This is a genomic window from Arthrobacter sp. NPDC058127 (assembly GCF_042884555.1).
Taxonomy (GTDB): Bacteria; Actinomycetota; Actinomycetes; order Actinomycetales; family Micrococcaceae; genus Arthrobacter.
Map to the genome: position 1 here is coordinate 1 of NZ_JBHVTT010000034.1, position 18,103 is coordinate 18,103.

14 protein-coding genes are annotated in these 18,103 nt (G+C 63.3%); 8 read left to right on the forward strand and 6 right to left on the reverse strand.

The window, feature by feature from the left end:
- A partial coding sequence (locus ACFVTG_RS24395; protein ID WP_306873447.1) for a hypothetical protein occupies window positions 1–192 on the reverse strand: 192 nt, incomplete at its 3' end.
- Between the two features lie 232 nt (window positions 193–424).
- Here ACFVTG_RS24395 and ACFVTG_RS24400 point away from each other — a divergent pair.
- The 3 genes from ACFVTG_RS24400 to ACFVTG_RS24410 all read left to right on the forward strand — a co-directional run bounded on the left by ACFVTG_RS24400 (window position 425) and on the right by ACFVTG_RS24410 (window position 3,629).
- The gene (locus ACFVTG_RS24400) at window positions 425–1,993 is read left to right on the forward strand and encodes an NCS1 family nucleobase:cation symporter-1 (RefSeq protein ID WP_390283540.1); all 1,569 of its coding nucleotides are present in this window, start codon (window positions 425–427) and stop codon (window positions 1,991–1,993) included.
- A 91-nt stretch (window positions 1,994–2,084) separates the two neighbouring features.
- Window positions 2,085–2,843 carry an aspartate/glutamate racemase family protein gene (locus ACFVTG_RS24405; RefSeq protein WP_284754172.1) on the forward strand — a complete coding sequence of 253 codons (759 nt, stop codon included), beginning with the start codon at window positions 2,085–2,087 and terminating at the stop codon, window positions 2,841–2,843.
- Window positions 2,844–2,864: 21 nt separating this feature from the next.
- Window positions 2,865–3,629 carry an SDR family oxidoreductase gene (locus tag ACFVTG_RS24410; RefSeq protein WP_390283543.1) on the forward strand — a complete coding sequence of 255 codons (765 nt, stop codon included), beginning with the start codon at window positions 2,865–2,867 and terminating at the stop codon, window positions 3,627–3,629.
- 27 nt (window positions 3,630–3,656) lie between these two features.
- On the opposite strand, the gene ACFVTG_RS24415 is transcribed toward ACFVTG_RS24410, so the two are convergent.
- Window positions 3,657–4,568 (reverse strand): glutaminase, encoded by a 912-nt coding sequence (locus tag ACFVTG_RS24415; RefSeq protein ID WP_390283546.1) that lies wholly within the window; start codon window positions 4,566–4,568, stop codon window positions 3,657–3,659.
- A 4-nt stretch (window positions 4,569–4,572) separates the two neighbouring features.
- A complete protein-coding gene (locus tag ACFVTG_RS24420; protein WP_390283549.1) occupies window positions 4,573–6,189 on the reverse strand; it encodes a PucR family transcriptional regulator in 1,617 nt (538 codons plus the stop codon).
- Window positions 6,190–6,459: 270 nt separating this feature from the next.
- On the opposite strand from ACFVTG_RS24420, the gene ACFVTG_RS24425 reads away from it, so the two are divergent.
- The 3 genes from ACFVTG_RS24425 to ACFVTG_RS24435 all read left to right on the forward strand — a co-directional run bounded on the left by ACFVTG_RS24425 (window position 6,460) and on the right by ACFVTG_RS24435 (window position 12,523).
- A complete protein-coding gene (locus ACFVTG_RS24425; RefSeq protein ID WP_284754166.1) occupies window positions 6,460–8,058 on the forward strand; it encodes an amino acid permease in 1,599 nt (532 codons plus the stop codon).
- Between the two features lie 14 nt (window positions 8,059–8,072).
- Window positions 8,073–10,913, forward strand: coding sequence for an aminotransferase class I/II-fold pyridoxal phosphate-dependent enzyme (locus ACFVTG_RS24430; protein WP_390283552.1), 2,841 nt, complete (start codon window positions 8,073–8,075; stop codon window positions 10,911–10,913).
- Window positions 10,914–11,032: 119 nt separating this feature from the next.
- Window positions 11,033–12,523: a cation:dicarboxylate symporter family transporter gene (locus ACFVTG_RS24435; protein WP_284754164.1), complete on the forward strand. Its 1,491-nt coding sequence runs from the start codon at window positions 11,033–11,035 to the stop codon at window positions 12,521–12,523.
- A gap of 66 nt (window positions 12,524–12,589) precedes the next feature.
- On the opposite strand, the gene ACFVTG_RS24440 is transcribed toward ACFVTG_RS24435, so the two are convergent.
- From ACFVTG_RS24440 to ACFVTG_RS24450, 3 genes are read right to left on the reverse strand one after another with little or no spacing between them, the layout of a single operon-like run.
- Window positions 12,590–12,976 carry a sterol carrier family protein gene (locus ACFVTG_RS24440; protein ID WP_284754162.1) on the reverse strand — a complete coding sequence of 129 codons (387 nt, stop codon included), beginning with the start codon at window positions 12,974–12,976 and terminating at the stop codon, window positions 12,590–12,592.
- 16 nt (window positions 12,977–12,992) lie between these two features.
- Window positions 12,993–14,009: an asparaginase gene (locus ACFVTG_RS24445; protein ID WP_390283557.1), complete on the reverse strand. Its 1,017-nt coding sequence runs from the start codon at window positions 14,007–14,009 to the stop codon at window positions 12,993–12,995.
- A 36-nt stretch (window positions 14,010–14,045) separates the two neighbouring features.
- Complete coding sequence (locus ACFVTG_RS24450) at window positions 14,046–15,623, reverse strand: molybdopterin-dependent oxidoreductase (protein ID WP_390283560.1); 1,578 nt, start codon at window positions 15,621–15,623, stop codon at window positions 14,046–14,048.
- A gap of 135 nt (window positions 15,624–15,758) precedes the next feature.
- Here ACFVTG_RS24450 and purD point away from each other — a divergent pair, with 135 nt between their 5' ends.
- Both purD and ACFVTG_RS24460 read left to right on the forward strand, forming a co-directional pair.
- Complete coding sequence (purD, locus tag ACFVTG_RS24455) at window positions 15,759–17,069, forward strand: phosphoribosylamine--glycine ligase (RefSeq protein WP_284754179.1); 1,311 nt, start codon at window positions 15,759–15,761, stop codon at window positions 17,067–17,069.
- A gap of 3 nt (window positions 17,070–17,072) precedes the next feature.
- A complete protein-coding gene (locus ACFVTG_RS24460; RefSeq protein WP_390283563.1) occupies window positions 17,073–18,008 on the forward strand; it encodes a phosphoribosylaminoimidazolesuccinocarboxamide synthase in 936 nt (311 codons plus the stop codon).
- Window positions 18,009–18,103: the final 95 nt, after the last annotated feature.

Genomic DNA, 18,103 nt, shown 5'->3' on the forward strand with positions numbered 1-18,103 from the left:
GGCAGTCTCTTCCGGATCACGATCAGGCAGCTGGGAAGTCAACCCGCTAAGGATGTGTGAGGTCTCTTCTCCTGCAGCCACGTCCAACCTCTCTTCATTGAATGTCTGGGCGCTTGCACTGTGGTGCGCGCTGAAACGTGCGTAGAAATTTCGTATTGTGAGAATAAAATTCTGTAATTCGAGATTAGCCATGCGTTCGCCAAGCGTCAATCTCGTCCCGCGGAGACTACTGCCCACAAGGCCTCGCGGCCCCACGCCGCCGTTTGTGACCGCCGTCGGGAGGCGGGCCCTTGACCAAAGGTGACCTAGCTCATACAGTCATTTCACTATTCAATAACTAGATTCCACGATGCGAAAAGTTTCAACTCCTCTCACAGCGTCTCGGAAGCCTAGTTGCAGCACCACAAAGAAGTGGAGATCCACGATGCAATCGACTCCCCCAGTCGGCGTCACAACGGCTCCGGAGCAGGCCATACTGCCAGGCAGTTCGGTCCATCCGTCAGTAGGAAATGAAACCCTGTGCGATGTAGCGTCCGTCGCAGCAGGCCGCGACATCAGCCCCAGCCTCTATAACCTCGACCTCGCCCCCACCAAGAAGGAGGGCAGGCGCTGGACCAGCTACAGCATCTTCACCCTCTGGGCCAACGACGTCCACAGCCTTGGCAACTACGCTTTCGCGATCGGCCTCTTTTCCCTTGGCCTGGGCGGGTGGCAAATCCTCGTGGCCCTTGGCATCGGTGCGGTCTTGCTGTTCACCCTCTTGACGTTCTCCGGGTTCATGGGCCAGAAGACCGGCGTTCCCTTCCCGGTGATGAGCCGGATCAGCTTCGGCATCCGGGGCGCCCAGCTGGCCAGCCTGGTCCGTGGCGCGGTGGCCATTGCCTGGTTCGGAATCCAGACATACCTTGCCTCCGTGGTGCTCCGCGTCATGCTTGTCGCCATGTTCCCCGGGCTCAAGGACATGGATGCCAACTCGATCCTGGGCCTGTCCACCCTCGGCTGGATTGCCTTCGTTTCGCTCTGGATTGTCCAGTTGGTCATTGTCAGCTTCGGCATGGAAATGATCCGCAAGTACGAGGCCTTCGCAGGTCCCATCATTCTCGCCACCATGCTGGCCATTGCCATCTGGGTCTTCGTGGAGGCCGGGGGCGCCATCCAATGGTCCGGCATCAAGGGCCTCGAAGGCGGCGAGATGTGGCGCACGATCTTTGCCGGCGGCGCGCTCTGGGTCTCCATCTACGGCACTTTCGTCTTGAACTTCTGCGACTTCACCCGTTCCTCGGTGTCCAAGAAGTCGATTGTCCGCGGCAACTTCTGGGGCATCCCCATCAACATGCTCCTGTTCGGCGCAATCGTGGTCATCATGGCCGGTGGCCAGTACAAGATCAACGGCAAGATCATTGAGAGCCCCTCGGACATCGTGCAGAGCATCCCCAACACGCTCTTCCTTGTCCTCGCTTGCCTTGCCTTGCTGATCCTGACCATCGCAGTGAACCTCATGGCGAACTTCGTGGCACCCGTTTACGCCCTGACCAACCTCTTCCCCAAGCACCTGAACTTCCGCAAGGCAGCCTGGGTCAGCGGTACCATCGGCCTGGTCATCCTGCCGTGGAACCTCTACAACAACCCCTTGGTGATCGTGTACTTCCTGGGTGGACTCGGCGCGCTGCTCGGCCCGCTGTTCGGCGTCGTCATGGCCGACTACTGGCTCCTGCGCCGCGGCAAGGTCAACGTCCTCGACCTCTACACGGACCATCCTTCGGGCACCTACTTCTACAAGCGCGGCGTCAACCCCCGGGCGATCGCCGCAATGGTTCCGGCCGCCGTCGTCGCCGTCCTCATTGCCTTCGTTCCCGCACTGGAGGCCGTGGCACCGTTCGCCTGGTTCTTCGGCGCAGGCATCGGCGCGTTGTGCTACTACGTGTTCGCGGACAAGAAGCAGCAGCACACCGACGTCTCCGGCGAGCCGATCGCCGTCGTCAGCAACCACTAATATTCAACTCACTCGCAGTTGTTGTCGTTTTCGCCCGTCAAAACGACAACAACTGCGAGTTAGTTGGGCTAACCGGCCGGAAGGAAAAAACATGCGCATCCTCGTCGCAAACGTCAACACCACCCAATCCATGACCGACTCCATCGCAGCCCAGGCGCGAAGCGTCGCGGCTCCCGGCACCGAGATCATCGGCATCACCCCGCGGTTCGGCGCCGATTCCTGCGAAGGAAACTTTGAAAGCTACCTCGCCGCCATCGCCGTGATGGACCGCGTGGTCAACTATCCCGAACCGTTCGACGCCGTCATCCAGGCCGGCTATGGCGAGCACGGCCGGGAGGGACTCCAGGAGCTCCTCGACGTTCCGGTGGTCGACATCACCGAGGCCGCAGCCAGCACCGCAATGTTCCTCGGGCACAAATACTCCGTGGTCACCACGTTGGACCGCGCGGTCCCGCTCATCGAGGACCGCCTCAAGCTTGCCGGGCTCGACGAGCGCTGTGCATCGGTCCGTGCGAGCGGTATGGCCGTCCTGGAGCTGGAAGAATACCCGGACCGGGCGGTCGAAGCCATCGTGGAACAGGCCGAGCGTGCCGTGCGTGACGACAAAGCCGAAGTCATCGTCCTCGGTTGCGGCGGCATGGCAGGCCTCGACGAACAGATCCGCCAACGCTGCGGAGTTCCTGTGGTGGACGGAGTGGCCGCGGCGGTGACCATCGCCGAATCGCTTGTCCGTCTGGGACTGTCCACGTCCAAGGTCCGGACTTACGCCACACCGCGCCCAAAGACCGTCATAGGCTGGCCCCTGACCACAACGGACACGACGACGGCGGATGCTCCCGCCGCGCACTAGCTCAACAAACAGGAGAACCGCGTGAGCGAAACCACCCCCGCCCGGTCCCGGGTCGCCGTCGTCACCGGAGCCGGCTCCGGGATCGGGCGGGCAGTCGCCCGGCTTCTGTTGACGGAGGGCTACCGCGTTGCCCTCGCCGGTCGGCGGGAAGCGCAGCTTCTCGAGACTGCTGACGGCCATCGCGAGGCGCTCGTGGTGCCGTGCGATGTAACAGTGCCCGACGACGTCGCGCGCCTTTTTGAAGCGGCCCGCCAGCGCTGGGGGAGGGTGGATGTCCTGTTCAATAACGCCGGCGTCTTCGGTCCTTCCGGCGGTGTGGACGAGATCAGCGTGGCCGATTGGAATGCCACCCTGGCCGTGAATGTCACCGGCTCCATGTTGTGCGCGGCAGAGGCCGTCCGGACGATGAAGGCGCAGGAGCCGCAAGGCGGACGCATCATCAACAACGGCTCCATCTCCGCCCATTCGCCGAGGCCATTGTCGGTCGCGTACACCGTGAGCAAGCACGCCATGAGCGGCCTGACCAAGAGCATCGAGCTGGACGGCCGTCCGTATGGCATTACGTGCGGGCAGATCGACATCGGCAACACCCGCACCGAGATCATGGACACCATCGGCGTAGGCTCGGGGGCACTCCAAGCCGATGGCAGTAGGCGCGTGGAGCCGATGTTTCCTGTGGAGGATGCCGCCCGCGCGGTGCTCATGATGGCCAACATGCCGGCGTCTGCCAATGTTGGTTCCGTGGTGGTGACCGCAGCGGGGATGCCGTTCGTGGGCCGCGGCTAGCTGGCTGCGGCTGGAACCCTACCTAGGCTAGAAAATCGACCAGCCCGTGCGGGTGGTGAACTCGTCGAGGGCGGCAACGCCCGCCAGTGAATTCCCGGATCGTCCCAGGCCGGGGCTCCAGACGCAGATGGTGCATTTGTTGGGCACCACGGCCACAATGCCGCCGCCTACCCCGCTCTTCCCAGGGAGCCCCACGCGGTAGGCGAATTCGCCGGCGGCGTCGTACGTGCCGCACGTGAGCATCACGGCGTTGATTCTCTTGGTCTGGGACGGGGACAGCAGCGGCGTGCCGTTCCCGCGCAAGCCGTTGTTGGCCAGGAACCTGCTCGCAAGGGCCAAGTCGGTGCAGCTCATTTCCAGGGCACACTGGTTGATGTAGGCCTCGAGGACTGATTCCACGGGGTTTTCGAGGTTCCCGTAGCTGGCCAGGAAGTGTGCCAGCGAGGCATTGCGGTGGCTGTTCGCTGCCTCTGAAGCTGCCACTTCGGGGTCCGTATCGACGGAGTTGTTGCCGCTTTCTTGACGGAGCAATTCCCGGACAGGAGATTTCGAGCTGCCCGCGATGGTGAGGAGCCTATCCGTGACAACAAGGGCGCCGGCATTGATGAACGGATTCCGGGGAATTCCATCCTCATGTTCCAGCTGCACCAGGGAATTGAACGGATTGCCGGAAGGCTCCCGGAATACGCGCTTCCAGATGCGGTCGCCATCCCCGGCCAGCACCAGTGCGAGGGCGTACACCTTCGAGATGCTTTGGATCGAGAAGGGGACGTCGGCGTCTCCCGAGGAGAACACGTCGCCGCTGGAGGTTGCCACGGAAATGCCGAATTGCTTGGTATCCACCGCGGCCAGGCTCGGGATGTAGTCTGCAGGGGCTCCTTGGCCGAGCAAGGGCTGAACCGTGCCGACAATGTCGTCAAGGAGATTTTGGATGTCCATGGTCTTAGCGCCGTCCTTCGGGGTGGGTCCACAGCCTGAGCTGAAGATGCGCGAGCAGCCGTTGCTCTGCGGAGTGGAGGTCGATGCCCGCCACTTCGCACGCACGCCTCAGCCGGTAATGCACGGTATTCCGGTGGACGGCCAGTTCCTCCGCGCACCGGTTCACGTCGCCGAAGAACTCAAGATACGTCAGCAGAGTTGTGGCGAACTCGGGGTATCGCTTGCACAGCACGCTGATGCCTCCGTGCCGAAGGTCGGTCCTCGACGCCAGAAGTTCCAGCAATTCCTTCGTCAAAACGGTTGTTTCCACGTCGGCGTAGGACGCCACATGGATTGAGGGTGTGCTTTCCAGGACCTTCAGCACACTGCGCACGTGCTCAAGGGTGCCGTGAAGCGCGTCCAAGCGTTCGACGACGGGTCCGACGGCGGCCTGCACCTGGCAGTGCAAGTGGACCCTTGCGTCCCGGACAATGACGTTGATGAGGCGGTTGATGGCCGGCGGGGACTTCACGGGGTCAAGATCGGGAAGAATCATGGCTATTTCCAAGCCGATGGCTCCCACCACCGCACCCGGCCGGTAGGCCGCCGCATGGATCGATGCCACATTCGCCAGCTCGCCGCGCCGAAGTTGCAGGCCCGCCGCGGATTCGTCATCGCCTTTGGCGGAAATCAGGACGAGGGCCGCCGGCTTGGATGGATCGATGCCCGCGGACTGTGCCTGGGAGTGGATCTGTGGAGTGCCGCTGAGCAGGCTGGAGATCCTGTCGCGCCGTAGTGCCTGGGACTGTTCGTTGCGGTGCCGGACCAGTTCTATCGCCGCGTGCCGGGCAGCTCCAACCATGAGCTTGTCCGTGTTTGGAGCGAGGGGTTCCTTCCCTTCCTGAAGCCAGATGTACCCCAGGATCCTGTTGCCTGCGTGGATACCGATGGCCACCCGTTCCCGTAGGCCTTCCGTCGGGTTGGCTTCCATGTGGATGGGAGCTTCGGCCACTTGCAGGTGCTTGTAGACTCCGGACTCCTTCAACAGTTTTTGGTACCGCTCGGGTCCACGCCGGGCCAGGATGGAGAGCCTGCGTAGTTCATCGACGTCGTTGGAGGCCGGTGAATAGGCCAGGACGCGGTTTGCCGGATCCTCAATGACCACGTGGCCGTTGGTCAGGGTCGCAGTGGTCTGGGCGATAGCAAAAAGATCCCGGTGGATGATCGTGGACGCGTCGGTGGAAAGTGCCGGCTCCTGGATGCGGTCCTTGGCGATGCTCTCCAGCGTGCCCCAGCTCATTGCCGGAGACACAGCGATCAGCCCGATTCCGGTGGGAAGCAGCATTTCCCGGACGGCGTCCAGTTCCTCCTCGTTCCCTTTCACCGCGACGGCGGCGGGGTAGCCCGGAATCAGCTTCCGGATGCTCGGCAAAACCGCGCGACCCCGGACTCCGATCAGCAGGACCAAGCTCCCGCGTTGGACCGGCGTCTCGTCCTCGGCGTCTACGATCACGGCTTCACGAACCGTGCCATTGTCCGTTCCGGGAGGAACCAGCAGCTGCCCGTTGTCGACGCCGATGTCTTCAAGTATGTCGCTGAGCATGGCGCCAATGACATGCTCGGCAGATTCAAGGGGTGCCACCCGTATTCACTTCCTCTAAGCGGCTTAGCCGCGCCCACAGCCATGAACATTACTCGCACTCTGCCGGAACGGGTTGTCATTCGAGCACAACGGGGATCGGGCGAATTTAGCTGGCCAGACAGTTCCTTCGCTTCCCCCGGAACCTAGAGTTGTTTTCCGTCCCTCCGCTGACGATCCAGCAGTGCAGCTGTGATCCAACACTCAAGCCGGGGACAAGTTCTGGAGCATGCAGCCGCACCCGCGGAACCGGAGTCAAAGGAGACCCCTGGAATGAAACCCACACTGAACTCGCCTTCGCCGAGCCCGATCGCCCGGGATCGGATTGCCGGGCTTGATCCCGCTGATTCGCTCGAAAACAACCGGGAGCTTCTTGGTGACCGTTCAACCTCGGCGCAGGACTTTTCAAGCGAGGAAGCCGGCTACCACAAGACGCTCAAACCCCGGCAGATCCAAATGATAGCCATCGGGGGAGCGATTGGAACGGGCCTCTTCATGGGGGCGGGTGGCCGGTTGAACGGTTCCGGCCCGGCCTTGATCTTCGTCTACGCCCTTTGCGGGTTCTTTGCATTCCTGATTCTGCGCGCCCTCGGCGAACTGGTTCTCCACAGGCCGTCCTCGGGTTCGTTCGTGTCCTATGCGAGGGAGTTCTACGGCGAGAAGATGGCCTACGCGGCCGGCTGGTTGTACTTCCTCAACTGGGCCATGACGTCGATTGTCGATGTCACGGCCGTAGCGCTTTACGTCAAATTCTGGGGACAATTCTGGGAGCCGCTGCAGACAATCCCACAATGGCTTATCGCACTTTGCGCCCTCGTCATTGTCCTGGCCCTGAACCTCGTCTCCGTGAAGATCTTCGGCGAGATGGAATTCTGGTTCGCCCTGATCAAGGTGACTGCACTGGTTGCCTTCCTCGTCGTCGGGGTCTGCTTCATCGTCTTTGGTGGGAAGACCGACATCGGCGTTCCAGGGCTGGGCGTGATCCTGGACCACGGCGGAGCTTTCCCGACCGGCGCCGTAGCGCCCTTGCTGGCGATCAGCGGCGTCGTGTTCGCGTATGCCGCGATTGAACTTGTTGGAACGGCTGCGGGCGAAACCGCCAACCCGGAAAAGGTGATGCCCAAGGCCGTCAACACGGTCGTCTTCCGGATCGCGCTCTTCTATGTCGGTTCCGTGCTGCTGCTCTCGCTGCTCTTGCCGTTCACGGCGTACAAATCCGGCGAATCGCCCTTCGTCACCTTCTTCTCCCATCTTGGCGATCCCCATGCCGCGGCTGTTTCGGCATCGGTGATGAACTTCGTTGTCCTGACAGCGGCCCTGTCGAGTCTCAATGCTGGCCTTTATTCCACGGGGCGGATCTTGAGGTCCATGGCGGTCAATGGCTCCGCGCCACAATTCACTGCGAGGATGAGCAAATCGGGGGTGCCGTACGGTGGCATCCTGCTGACAGCGGTGATCACGCTGCTTGGCGTCGGCCTGAATGCCCTGGTGCCGTCCCAAGTGTTCGAGATCGTTCTCGAGGTGTCTGCGATCGGGATCATCGGCGGCTGGGCAACCATCATCCTGTGCCACATCAAGCTTCAAATCTGGGTCAGGCTCGGCAAAGCCGTGCGTCCGGCATTCCGGCTCTTCGGAGCCCCCTTCACCTCATACCTCACGCTCGCCTTCCTCGCCTTCGTTCTCGTCACGATGGGCTTCTCGGAGACGGGGCGCTGGGTCCTCGCTTCCCTTCTGCTCCTGATACCCCTCCTCATTGCCGGCTGGTTTGCTTGCCGCAAACGCATCCTGGCGGCAGCCGAGGCCCGGCGCGGCCACACCGGCGACCTGCCCGTCGTCGCCGGCTCCTTCTCCCAGGGCGGCCAACGCTCCTGATGCACAACGAATTGATGGAAAGCGGAATTACCTTGCCCGGCATCACGCTCCGAACCAACATCGGCACCCTGACCACGGAAACCACTCCGAGCAAGCGAAGCCAGCTGAACAAGCAACGTCCCAGGCAGGACATCCGGACGCCGAGCAGCGCGTGGCGTTCGCGTGCTGACGCGTGGGAGTTTCTCGGGTACGCGTTCAAGCAGCTGGCAAAGGGCGGACCGGGAACGCAGTCACGCTCCGGCCTGCAGGACCAAGCCGTCCAGGCGCTACGCCTGCTTCAGGCCATGGAACTGTATTGGGCGGCTCCGGGGCTCGCCGCGTTGGCAACGCTCCTCGACTGCGTGGATTCGGGCGATTACGACGCCGGATCGGAGACGATCCGCGGAATGTCGCACCTGATGGCGTCCGCCAGTCCGGACCGAGTCAATCCCGGCCGAGTTGGCTCGGAACCGGGGCAGTCCGGGGCGGAGCGCCCCCTTTCGGGTGTTCAGGACGAAGGCTCCCGGGAGCCACGGCAAGCGAGGGAACGTCCCCGGTTCGAGGTCCTGTTTGTCGACGACATCACCGAACAAGAAGCTGAAACGCTGAAAGCGGAAATGCTGGCCCAGCGGAGGCCGTCCGATGCCTTCACCTATGAACTCATCGTGGTTCCCAGCTACGAGGACGCGCTGGTTGCCTTGGTGCTGAATCCCGCCATCCAGGCATGCATTCTCCGCCCGGGATTCACCATCGGCAGCAGCCAGCCGCTTGGCCGCGACCTGAGGAAATACCTCGACTGCCTGGTGAGCCCCGATCTCACCGGAATGCCACCGCTGGGCAGGTTCCTTAGCCTGGCCGAGCAGATCTCCGAGTTGCGCCCCGAACTGGATGTGTACCTCGTAGCCGGTGTCGCCATGGAGAGCCTCGCGGGTTCATTGACCAAGCGGTTCCGGAGGATTTTCCGCAGGCAAGACAATCTCGACCTGCACCTATCGCTGTTGTCGGGCGTCGCCGAGCGGTACAGGACCCCGTTTTTCACCGCGCTGCAGGAATACAGCCGGCGGCCGGCCAGCGTCTTCCATGCCTTGCCGATCTCTCGGGGCGGTTCGGTGGGCAATTCGCCCTGGATCCGCGACATGGCCGACTTCTACGGTATGAACCTTCTCTTGGCCGAGACGTCCGCGACGTCGGGAGGCCTCGATTCGCTGTTGGATCCGCACGGATCGATCAAGGAAGCCCAAGACTTGGCGGCGCGGGCTTTCGGTTCCCAGAAGACCTTCTTCGTCACCAACGGAACATCCACCGCCAACAAGATCGTTCATCAGTCCATCCTTGCGCCAGGGGATGTGGTCCTCGTCGACCGCAACTGCCACAAATCACATCACTACGCTTTCGTCCTCGCCGGAGCCCAGGTTTCCTACTTGGACGCCTATCCGTTGGACAAGTTCGCGTTCTACGGTGCGGTACCCCTGGCCACCATCAAGGCCCGATTACTGGCCTACAGACGTGCCGGGCGCCTGGACGAAGTCAAGATGATCACGCTGACCAACTGCACCTTCGACGGCATCGTCTATGACGTAGAACGCGTCATGGAAGAATGCCTGGCCATCAAACCGGACCTCGTCTTCCTTTGGGACGAAGCTTGGTTCGCCTTCGCCCGGTCCCACCCCGTCTTCCGGCGCAGGACGGCCATGGCGGCGGCGAGGAAGCTTGAGGCCTCTTTCTGTGATCCCGGCTATGCCGCCAGGCACGCCGAACAAGCGGCATCCCTCCACGACGCGGCGACGGGCGCGCCCGCGGATGATGAACTCTGGCTGAAGACCCGGCTTGTCCCGGATCCAGCGAAAGCGCGGCTGCGCGTCTACGCCACGCAGTCCACCCACAAGACCCTCACCTCGCTACGCCAGGGATCCATGATCCACGTCTTCGACCAAGACTTCAGCGAGCATAACCAAGAGTCATTTCGCGAAGCATATATGACCCATACCTCCACATCGCCCAATTACCAGATCCTCGCTTCCCTCGACATCGGCCGCCGCCAGGTGGAGCTTGAGGGTTTCGGCCTCGTTCAAAAACAAGCGGATCTGGCAACCATCGTTGCCCAGGCAGTGGCGCGCCACCCACTGCTGAAGAAATACTTCCGGGTCCTTACGTCGAGGGACCTCATCGCGCCGTCCTATCGTGAAACCGGCAGTGCCATGCCTCTTCGTGATGGATTGGCTGCCCTCGCGGACGCCTGGCTGCACGACGAGTTCGTCGTCGACCCCAGCCGCCTCACGCTGGACATCAGCCGGACAGGGATCGACGGCGACACTTTCCGGCACCGGTACCTTGCCGACAAGCACGGCATCCAAGTCAACAAGACTTCACGCAACACCGTGCTCTTCATGACCAACATCGGCACGTCCCGCAGCGCCGTCGCCTACCTGATCGAAGTCCTGGTCAAACTGGCCGAGTCTTTCGAGGAGGAACGGCCGGCGAGGAAAACGGCAGACGCCGGTCTCCCCGCGGGCCTTACGGGAGCCACTCCGCCCTTGCCGGACTTCAGCAGGTTCGCGGACCGCTACCGGGGCGATCCGCTCAGTCCCGATGGGGACATCCGGGCCGCGTATTTCGAGAGCTACAAGGATGGATCAACCACCTACCAGTCGGCCGACGAGCTCAAGGCCAGGATCGCGGAAGGGGAGGAGGTTGTCTCGGCCGGGTTTGTCACGCCCTACCCTCCGGGCTTCCCCATCCTTGTCCCGGGCCAAGTCATCACCAGCCAGACGCTTGAGTTCATGGCTGCCTTGGATACGCGTGAAATCCACGGTTTCGACTCAGCGCGCGGGTTCCGGATCTTCGCGGACAAGGAGGTTGAGGAGGTGCAGCGCTGAGTCGGCAGATTCCACATTGTGAAATTTGAATTTCCCCTTGTGGAATGAAGTGATCGGGATTACATTTGAAAACAACCCCCCAAATCAGGGGCTGTTCCCAAACTGATTGGTTCAGATCAATGAAGATCCCAGACTCTGCGGCGCTGAAGGCGAGTTCGGCTCCGCGGAAGAAGAAGCCACTGTACAAGTCGCTCTTCTTCCAAATTCTGATCGCCGTCGTCGCAGGTGTACTCATCGGCCATTTCTGGCCGAACATCGGGTCCGCCCTTCGGCCACTGGGCGATGGTTTCATTCAACTCATCAAGATGATCATCGCTCCGCTGATCTTCCTCGTGATCGTCACGGGTATCTCGGCAGTGGGCGACGTCAAGGCGGTCGGAAGGGTCGGGGTCAAGGCACTCCTGTACTTCACCGGCGCCACGCTTTTTGCCCTGGTCTTCGGCCTGATCGTGGGAAACCTCGTCCAGCCCGGAGCCGGACTCCACATCGATCCCAGCACTCTCTCCCAGGATGCGCTCAACGCAAAGACCGGGACTGCGCCGCCCAAGGATGCGGCTTCCTTCCTCCTGGACATCATTCCTACGTCTGTGATCGGCGCTTTCGCCAGCAACAGCCTGCTCCAGGTCCTCTTCTTCTCGGTGTTCTTCGGCGCGGCAATCGTCGTCATCGGCCGCGAGCGTTGCCTCCCGGTCATCAGCCTCATGGAAACCGTGCTGGAACTGATCTTCAAGATCATGTCCTGGATCATGAAAGTGGCGCCCATCGGTGCCTTCGGCGCCATGGCATTCATCATCGGCCAGTACGGACTCGACACCCTCGGGACCTATGCGCTCCTCATCGCCTCCTGTTATGGGGCAGCCATCGTCTTCATCGGCCTGCTGTTCCTGGTGGCCTGGAGCTTCGCCCGGGTGCCCCTGTGGCAGTTCCTGAAGTACACGCGTGAGGAATTCCTCCTCGCGCTGGGCACGGCATCCACCGAGGCGGTCATGCCGCGCATCATGACCAAGCTGACCAACGCCGGTTGCTCCCGGGCCACCACCGGCCTGGTTGTTCCCACGGGCTACTCCTTCAACCTCGACGGCGCCGCGATCTACCTTTCGATCTCGCTGTTGTTCCTGGCCCAGGCCTTCGGCCACCACCTCGACCTCGGCCAGCAATTGGCAGCGCTGGGTGTCCTGCTCCTGACGTCCAAAGGCATGGCGGGCGTCCCGGGCTCGTCGTTCCTGGCTCTCTCGGCCACGGCCGCCGCACTGGGTATCTTCCCGGTTGCCGGCGTCGCGCTGCTCCTGGGTGCCGACCGCCTCATGGACTCCATGCGCGTCGTCGTCAACCTCCTCGGAAACTGCGTGGCCACGTTCGTGGTCGCGAAATGGGAAGGCCAATTCGACCGTTCGGTCATGGTCCGCGCCTTCAACGGTGAAATCACCAACGAGGATTCCGCCATCATGCTCGGAGCCGAAGACGTCTTCGAGGAACAGGAAATCGAGCGCCTCAGCGAAGGACACGAGCCTTCGCCGAAATTCCGGGGCGGCCCGAATCCCGACGCGATTCCGCAGTTCGAAATGATCAAACCGGGCCAACACCGGAGCCCTTCGGTCAGTCCGGACTAGGTACCACGCACGATTCCAGTTGATCGCCCCACGGCACCGCCGCGGGGCGATCAACCATTTATACGCTCAGAGCAGCGGCAGAAGCTCCGACAAATCCGCGCGCAGACCCGACGCGGCTACCCGGCCGGCGTCGACGGCTGCGGACCAAGCCAAGCGGCCGGTGACCATCGCGAGCCAGGTGGCGGCGTCGCACTCAATGACATTCGGCGGGGTGCCGCGCGTGTGCCGGGGGCCCTCCACGCACTGGGTGACGCCGAACGGCGGCACCCTGACTTCCACCGAGTTGCCGGGGGCGCGGGCGGTGAGTTCCTCCAGTGAGTAACGCACCGCGGTGGCCAGCACAGTGCGCGACGGCGGCGTCCCCGGTCCTGTTTCCTGCCCGACGGCGGCCTGCCATGCGGCCAGTGCCGCGCGGCCTTCCTCAAGGTCGATCCGGCGTCGTGCAATTGCCATAGTTCGCAAGTTCCAATCAGTCCAGCAGCGCGGAAACGGCGTTGCCCAGGCGGATCCTGCCGACCGAGTGGCCACCGCCAAGGACGGGCTCCACAACCTTTTCGAGCACGCTCGAGACACCGGGAATATCCACGGCGCCCGCAACTGCGAGAAGCGTGAGTCCAACCAAGGTTGCCGCGCGGGGATTCCCGTCCAGGATCTTGACCGCAACTGCGGCGCCAGCGGGTGTTGCCAAGACCAGGACACCTTCCGCGCCGCCCTTGGCAAGTACGTCGAGTTCGTCCATGACGATCGTGTTCGCCTCGCCGCGGCCTTGCACTGCCCAGGGGTAGTCCAGCATGGACGTGGCAATGGTTGCCGCGCGGGCGTTGGAGCTCTGGTCCCGCGGGGCCCGGGCCAAGCGGGAATAGGCCCGTGCCAGCCCGGTCAATGAAAGCGCGGCAACGGGTGCACCGCAGCCGTCAATGCCCAAGTGGGCGATCTTCTCGTCGCTGTATTCCTCGATCACGGACCGCACGCGCTGTTGGAGCGGATGGTTGGGTTCCAGGTAACTGTGGGTGTCCCAACCGTTCTCGGTACAGGCCCAAAGGAACGCAGCGTGCTTGCCTGAACAATTGAAGGCCAGCTTGGATTTGCCGTGCTCCGAACGGATCAGCCAATTGCGGGCGACCTCGTCCTGCGGCCACGCCGAGGGGCATTGCAGTTGTTCTTCCCGGACGCCGGCGGCTTTCAGCATGCCTTCCACCACGTCCATGTGATCCAGCGAGCCCACATGGCTGGCGCAGGCCAAGGCCACCTGGGCGCCGCGGAGCGGCACCCCCGACTGCATCGACGCGAGGGCCTGGAAAGGCTTGAGCGCGGAGCGGGCGTAAATGGGCGTGCTGATGTCGCCGAGCTGGGTCACCACCGAACCGTCACCGGAAAGAACCACCGCGGAACCGATATGGCGCGATTCGATGAAGCCGCTGCGTTCGATCACTGCCAGTTCGACGGCGGACTCAACGCTGAAAGTTTCATGCGAACTCAAGGGCATGATGCAAGTCTAGGGCGAAGGAACCGTCTTCCCGGGCTACTCCACGGTCACCATAACGGACTGCCATCCCGAGGCGCCGTCAGGGACAGGATCCGCCCGTTTTTCAGTCTGCAGTTCGCCGGTTCCGTCCGTGGCACGGACCTTGATGTAGTGGGGTCCCGGAGTAGCGTCCCAATTGAAGGACCACTGCCGCCACGTGACAACAGATGCCTCCGCGGCAAGGGTGGCTTCGGACCATGGGCCGTTGTCTATCTGGACCTCCACCTTCTTGATGCCACGGGTCTGGGCCCAGGCCGTACCACCCAAGGCGACCCTGCCGGCAGGCACTTTGGCGAAGGATTTGGGTACTTCAAGCCGGGCCATGGTCTTGATGGGACCCCGCTCGGACCAGCCGCGGGTGGTCCAATAGGCTTTGCTGTCCGCGAATCGGGTGACTTCCAGGTCCACCACCCATTTGGTCGCGGAGACGAAGCCGTAGAGACCGGGAACCACCATGCGCACGGGGTAGCCGTGTTCCAGCGGGAGGGGTTCGCCGTTCATGCCGATAGCCAGGATGGCATCGCGGCCGTCCTGGAGCACTTCCAGGGGAGTGGAAGCGCTGAAGCCGTCGATCGAGGTGGAAAGGACCATGTCTGCTCCGGGTTTGGGTCGGGCTTGTTTGAGTGCGTCGCGGATGGGCATGCCCAGCCATTTGGCGTTGCCGGCCAGGTTTCCGCCTACGGGGTTGGATACACAGGTGAGCGACACATGGGTTTCGATCAGTTGCGCGTCGAGCAGGTCCTGAAAGTTGAGCCGGACTTCTTGTTCCACCAGCCCGTGGATCCGCAGCTCCCAATCCCGGGCATTGATCTCCGGCACGCTCAAGGCAGTGTCGATCCTGTAGAAGTCCTTGGCCGGGGTGAGCCAAGGGGTGACTCCGGGCGTCGGGGACTGGACGCCCGCGGGGACAGGAGCAGCCGCCCGGGCCGGAGCGGGGAGTTTCAAAGAATCCCGCGCCTTGGCCACATTGCTACGTGCGGCGCTCAGGAACCGACCGCCGCCGGCTGCGATGGCCGCTGCGGCAACGGTGACACCGGTAGCGGCGAAGAACGTCCGGCGCGTCGTGGCGGGACGTTCGATGCCTTTGGCCGCGGTGTCGGTCGGGGCGTCCGGGAAGGACTTCAGCCGCCAGAGCCGGGCCACCAAGAAGCGGAGGGCAACGAGCCCGGCCACAGTGCCCATCAGGCTCGGTATGGCATCCACGGGCTTCACGCCGGCCCGGGTCACCACGGCAGCCACAATGACCGCACCCATGCCGAGCACACCCAACACGCCCAACGCCCAATGGCGGAAGGCCACGATCCCCAGCACGCAAGCCAGCACGAAGATGGTCAGGCCCATGCCGACGAACAGCGCGGCCTTGTCATTGGTGCCGAACGTGGTCACGGCAAAGTCCTTCATCCACGGCGGCGTGAAGTCGATGAACGTAGAGCCCAGCGCAATGACAGGGGTAGCCCGGGCCGTAAAGAAGGCGCCGATCAGTTCCGCAACGGAAAGTACGACGGCGGCAGCGGCCACCCCTGCCGCCGCAGCCAATGCGGTGGGTCCCCTGAGCCAGTTCCTGAGCTTCTTCATGCAGGTTGTTCGTAGCCGGAGGCCCCCGAGATGGGTTGGACATGCTCCCTCTTGGTGCCCGCGGTAGGGGTGGGCATGTCCAGTGGTGGAGATAGCTTAGGAGACCTGCCCCCGCACAAAGTACCCTTGAAGACTGTGAAGGTACTCGTCATTGGCCCCGGCGGCCGCGAACACGCAATTGTCCGCTCCTTGCTCAAGGATCCCAACGTTTCCGAGGTCCATGCGGCTCCGGGAAACGCCGGCATCGCCAAGCTGGTCCCCACGTACGCGATCGACGGGAACAACCCCGGCGCCGTCGCAGCGCTTGCGACAAAGCTGGCAGTTGACCTGGTTGTGGTCGGCCCTGAAGCACCACTCGCGGCGGGCGTGTCCGACGCCGTCCGCGAAACCGGCATTCCGGTCTTTGGCCCCAGCAAGGCGGCGGCACAGCTCGAAGCCTCCAAAGCGTTCGCCAAGGAAGTCATGGCCGAGGCCGGCGTCCCCACCGCGATGGCCCGCGTGGCAACAAACGCTGCAGAAGCTGCAGACGCACTGGACACGTTCGGCGCTCCGCATGTCGTCAAGGATGACGGACTGGCCGCCGGCAAGGGCGTCGTGGTCACCAATGACCGCGAGGAAGCACTCGCCCACGCCCAGGCCTGTTTCGACGCCGGTGGAACCGTGGTGATCGAGGAGTTCCTGGACGGACCCGAGGTCTCCCTGTTCGTGCTGTGCGACGGCCGCACCACGGTGCCGCTGTCCCCGGCGCAGGACTTCAAACGGATCTTCGACAATGACGAAGGCCCCAACACCGGCGGCATGGGCGCCTACACCCCGCTCGACTGGGCACCTGAAGGCCTGGTCCAGGAAGTCATCGACCGCGTGGCGCAGCCGACCGTGGACGAAATGGCAAGCCGCGGCACACCGTTCGTCGGCGTCCTCTACTGCGGCCTGGCCCTGACCTCCCGCGGCACGCGCGTCATCGAATTCAACGTCCGTTTCGGCGACCCCGAAACGCAGGCCGTCCTGGCCCGGCTCAAGACCCCGCTCGGTGCCCTCATGCTGGCAGCCGCCAAGGGCGAACTGGACCAGGCCGAAGAGCTGCGATGGTCGAAGGAGTCGGCCGTCGCCGTCGTCGTCGCCGCCGAAAACTATCCGGACACCCCCCGCACCGGGGACCGTATCCGCGGCCTGAACAAGGTGGACGCGCTGGAAGGCGTCCACGTCATCCACGCCGGCACCAAACTGGACGAAGAAGGCCGGATCGTCTCCGCCGGCGGCCGAGTGCTGGCCGTTGTGGCGTTGGGGACGGACCTCGTGGAGGCCCGCGAGCGGGCTTACGACGGCGTGGAGCTGGTCCAGCTCGACGGCGGACAGTTCCGTACCGATATCGCCGGCAAGGCCGCCCGCGGCGAGATCCACGTGGTCTCCCCGGCCACCGGTTCCATCCCGAATGTGAAGGCCTGAACCATGCCCGAAAGCAACGCAAACGGCCTGCAGACCGAAACCCTCGACCTGCCGGGGTGGAAGCACTTCTACTCGGGCAAAGTCCGTGACCTCTACGTTCCCGCGGACGATTTCAGCGGGGCCGAATCCAGCCAGGACCGCGTCCTGGTAGTGGCCAGCGACCGCATCAGCGCCTACGACCACGTCTTGAGCAGCGAGATCCCGGACAAGGGCCGGGTCCTCACGCAGCTGAGCTTGTGGTGGTTCGAACAGCTTGGCGTGGAGCACCACGTCCTCGCGTCTACGGCCGCCGACGGTGTGCCCGCAGAAGTTGAGGGCCGCGCGATGATCTGCAAACGGCTGGAGATGTTTCCCGTGGAATGCATCGCCCGCGGGTATCTCACAGGCTCCGGCCTGGCCGAGTACCGCCAATCGGGCACCGTCTGCGACATCCCCTTGCCCGAGGGCCTGGTTGACGGCTCGCGCCTTGATCATGCCATCTTTACGCCTTCTGCCAAGGCTGAGGTCGGCGAGCACGACGAGAACATCACTTACGACGACGTCGTCGCGATGGTGGGCGACGATATCGCCGCACGCCTGAGCGAACTCACGTTGAAGATCTACACCCGCGCGGAAGAGATCGCCCGCGGCCGCGGCATCATCCTGGCCGACACGAAGGTTGAGTTCGGCATCGATGTGAACACGGGGGTCATCACCTTGGGCGACGAAGTCCTGACGCCGGACTCCTCGCGGTTCTGGGACGCTTCCACGTACGAGCCCGGGAAGGCGCAGCCGTCGTTCGACAAGCAGTTTGTGCGTGACTGGCTGACCTCTGCGGAATCGGGCTGGGACCGCTCGAGTGACACCCCGCCGCCCGCGCTGCCGGCCGACGTCGTCGAGAAGACGCGCGCCCGCTATGTGGAAGCCTACGAGAAGCTGACCGGCCGGACTTTCATCTGATCCCCACCGCCACCCTCGCCTCGCAAGTCCCCACCGGCTCCCAGCCTTCGCAAGCTCAGGCCGGGGCCCTCGCCGGTGTGGCCCCACGGCCAGGG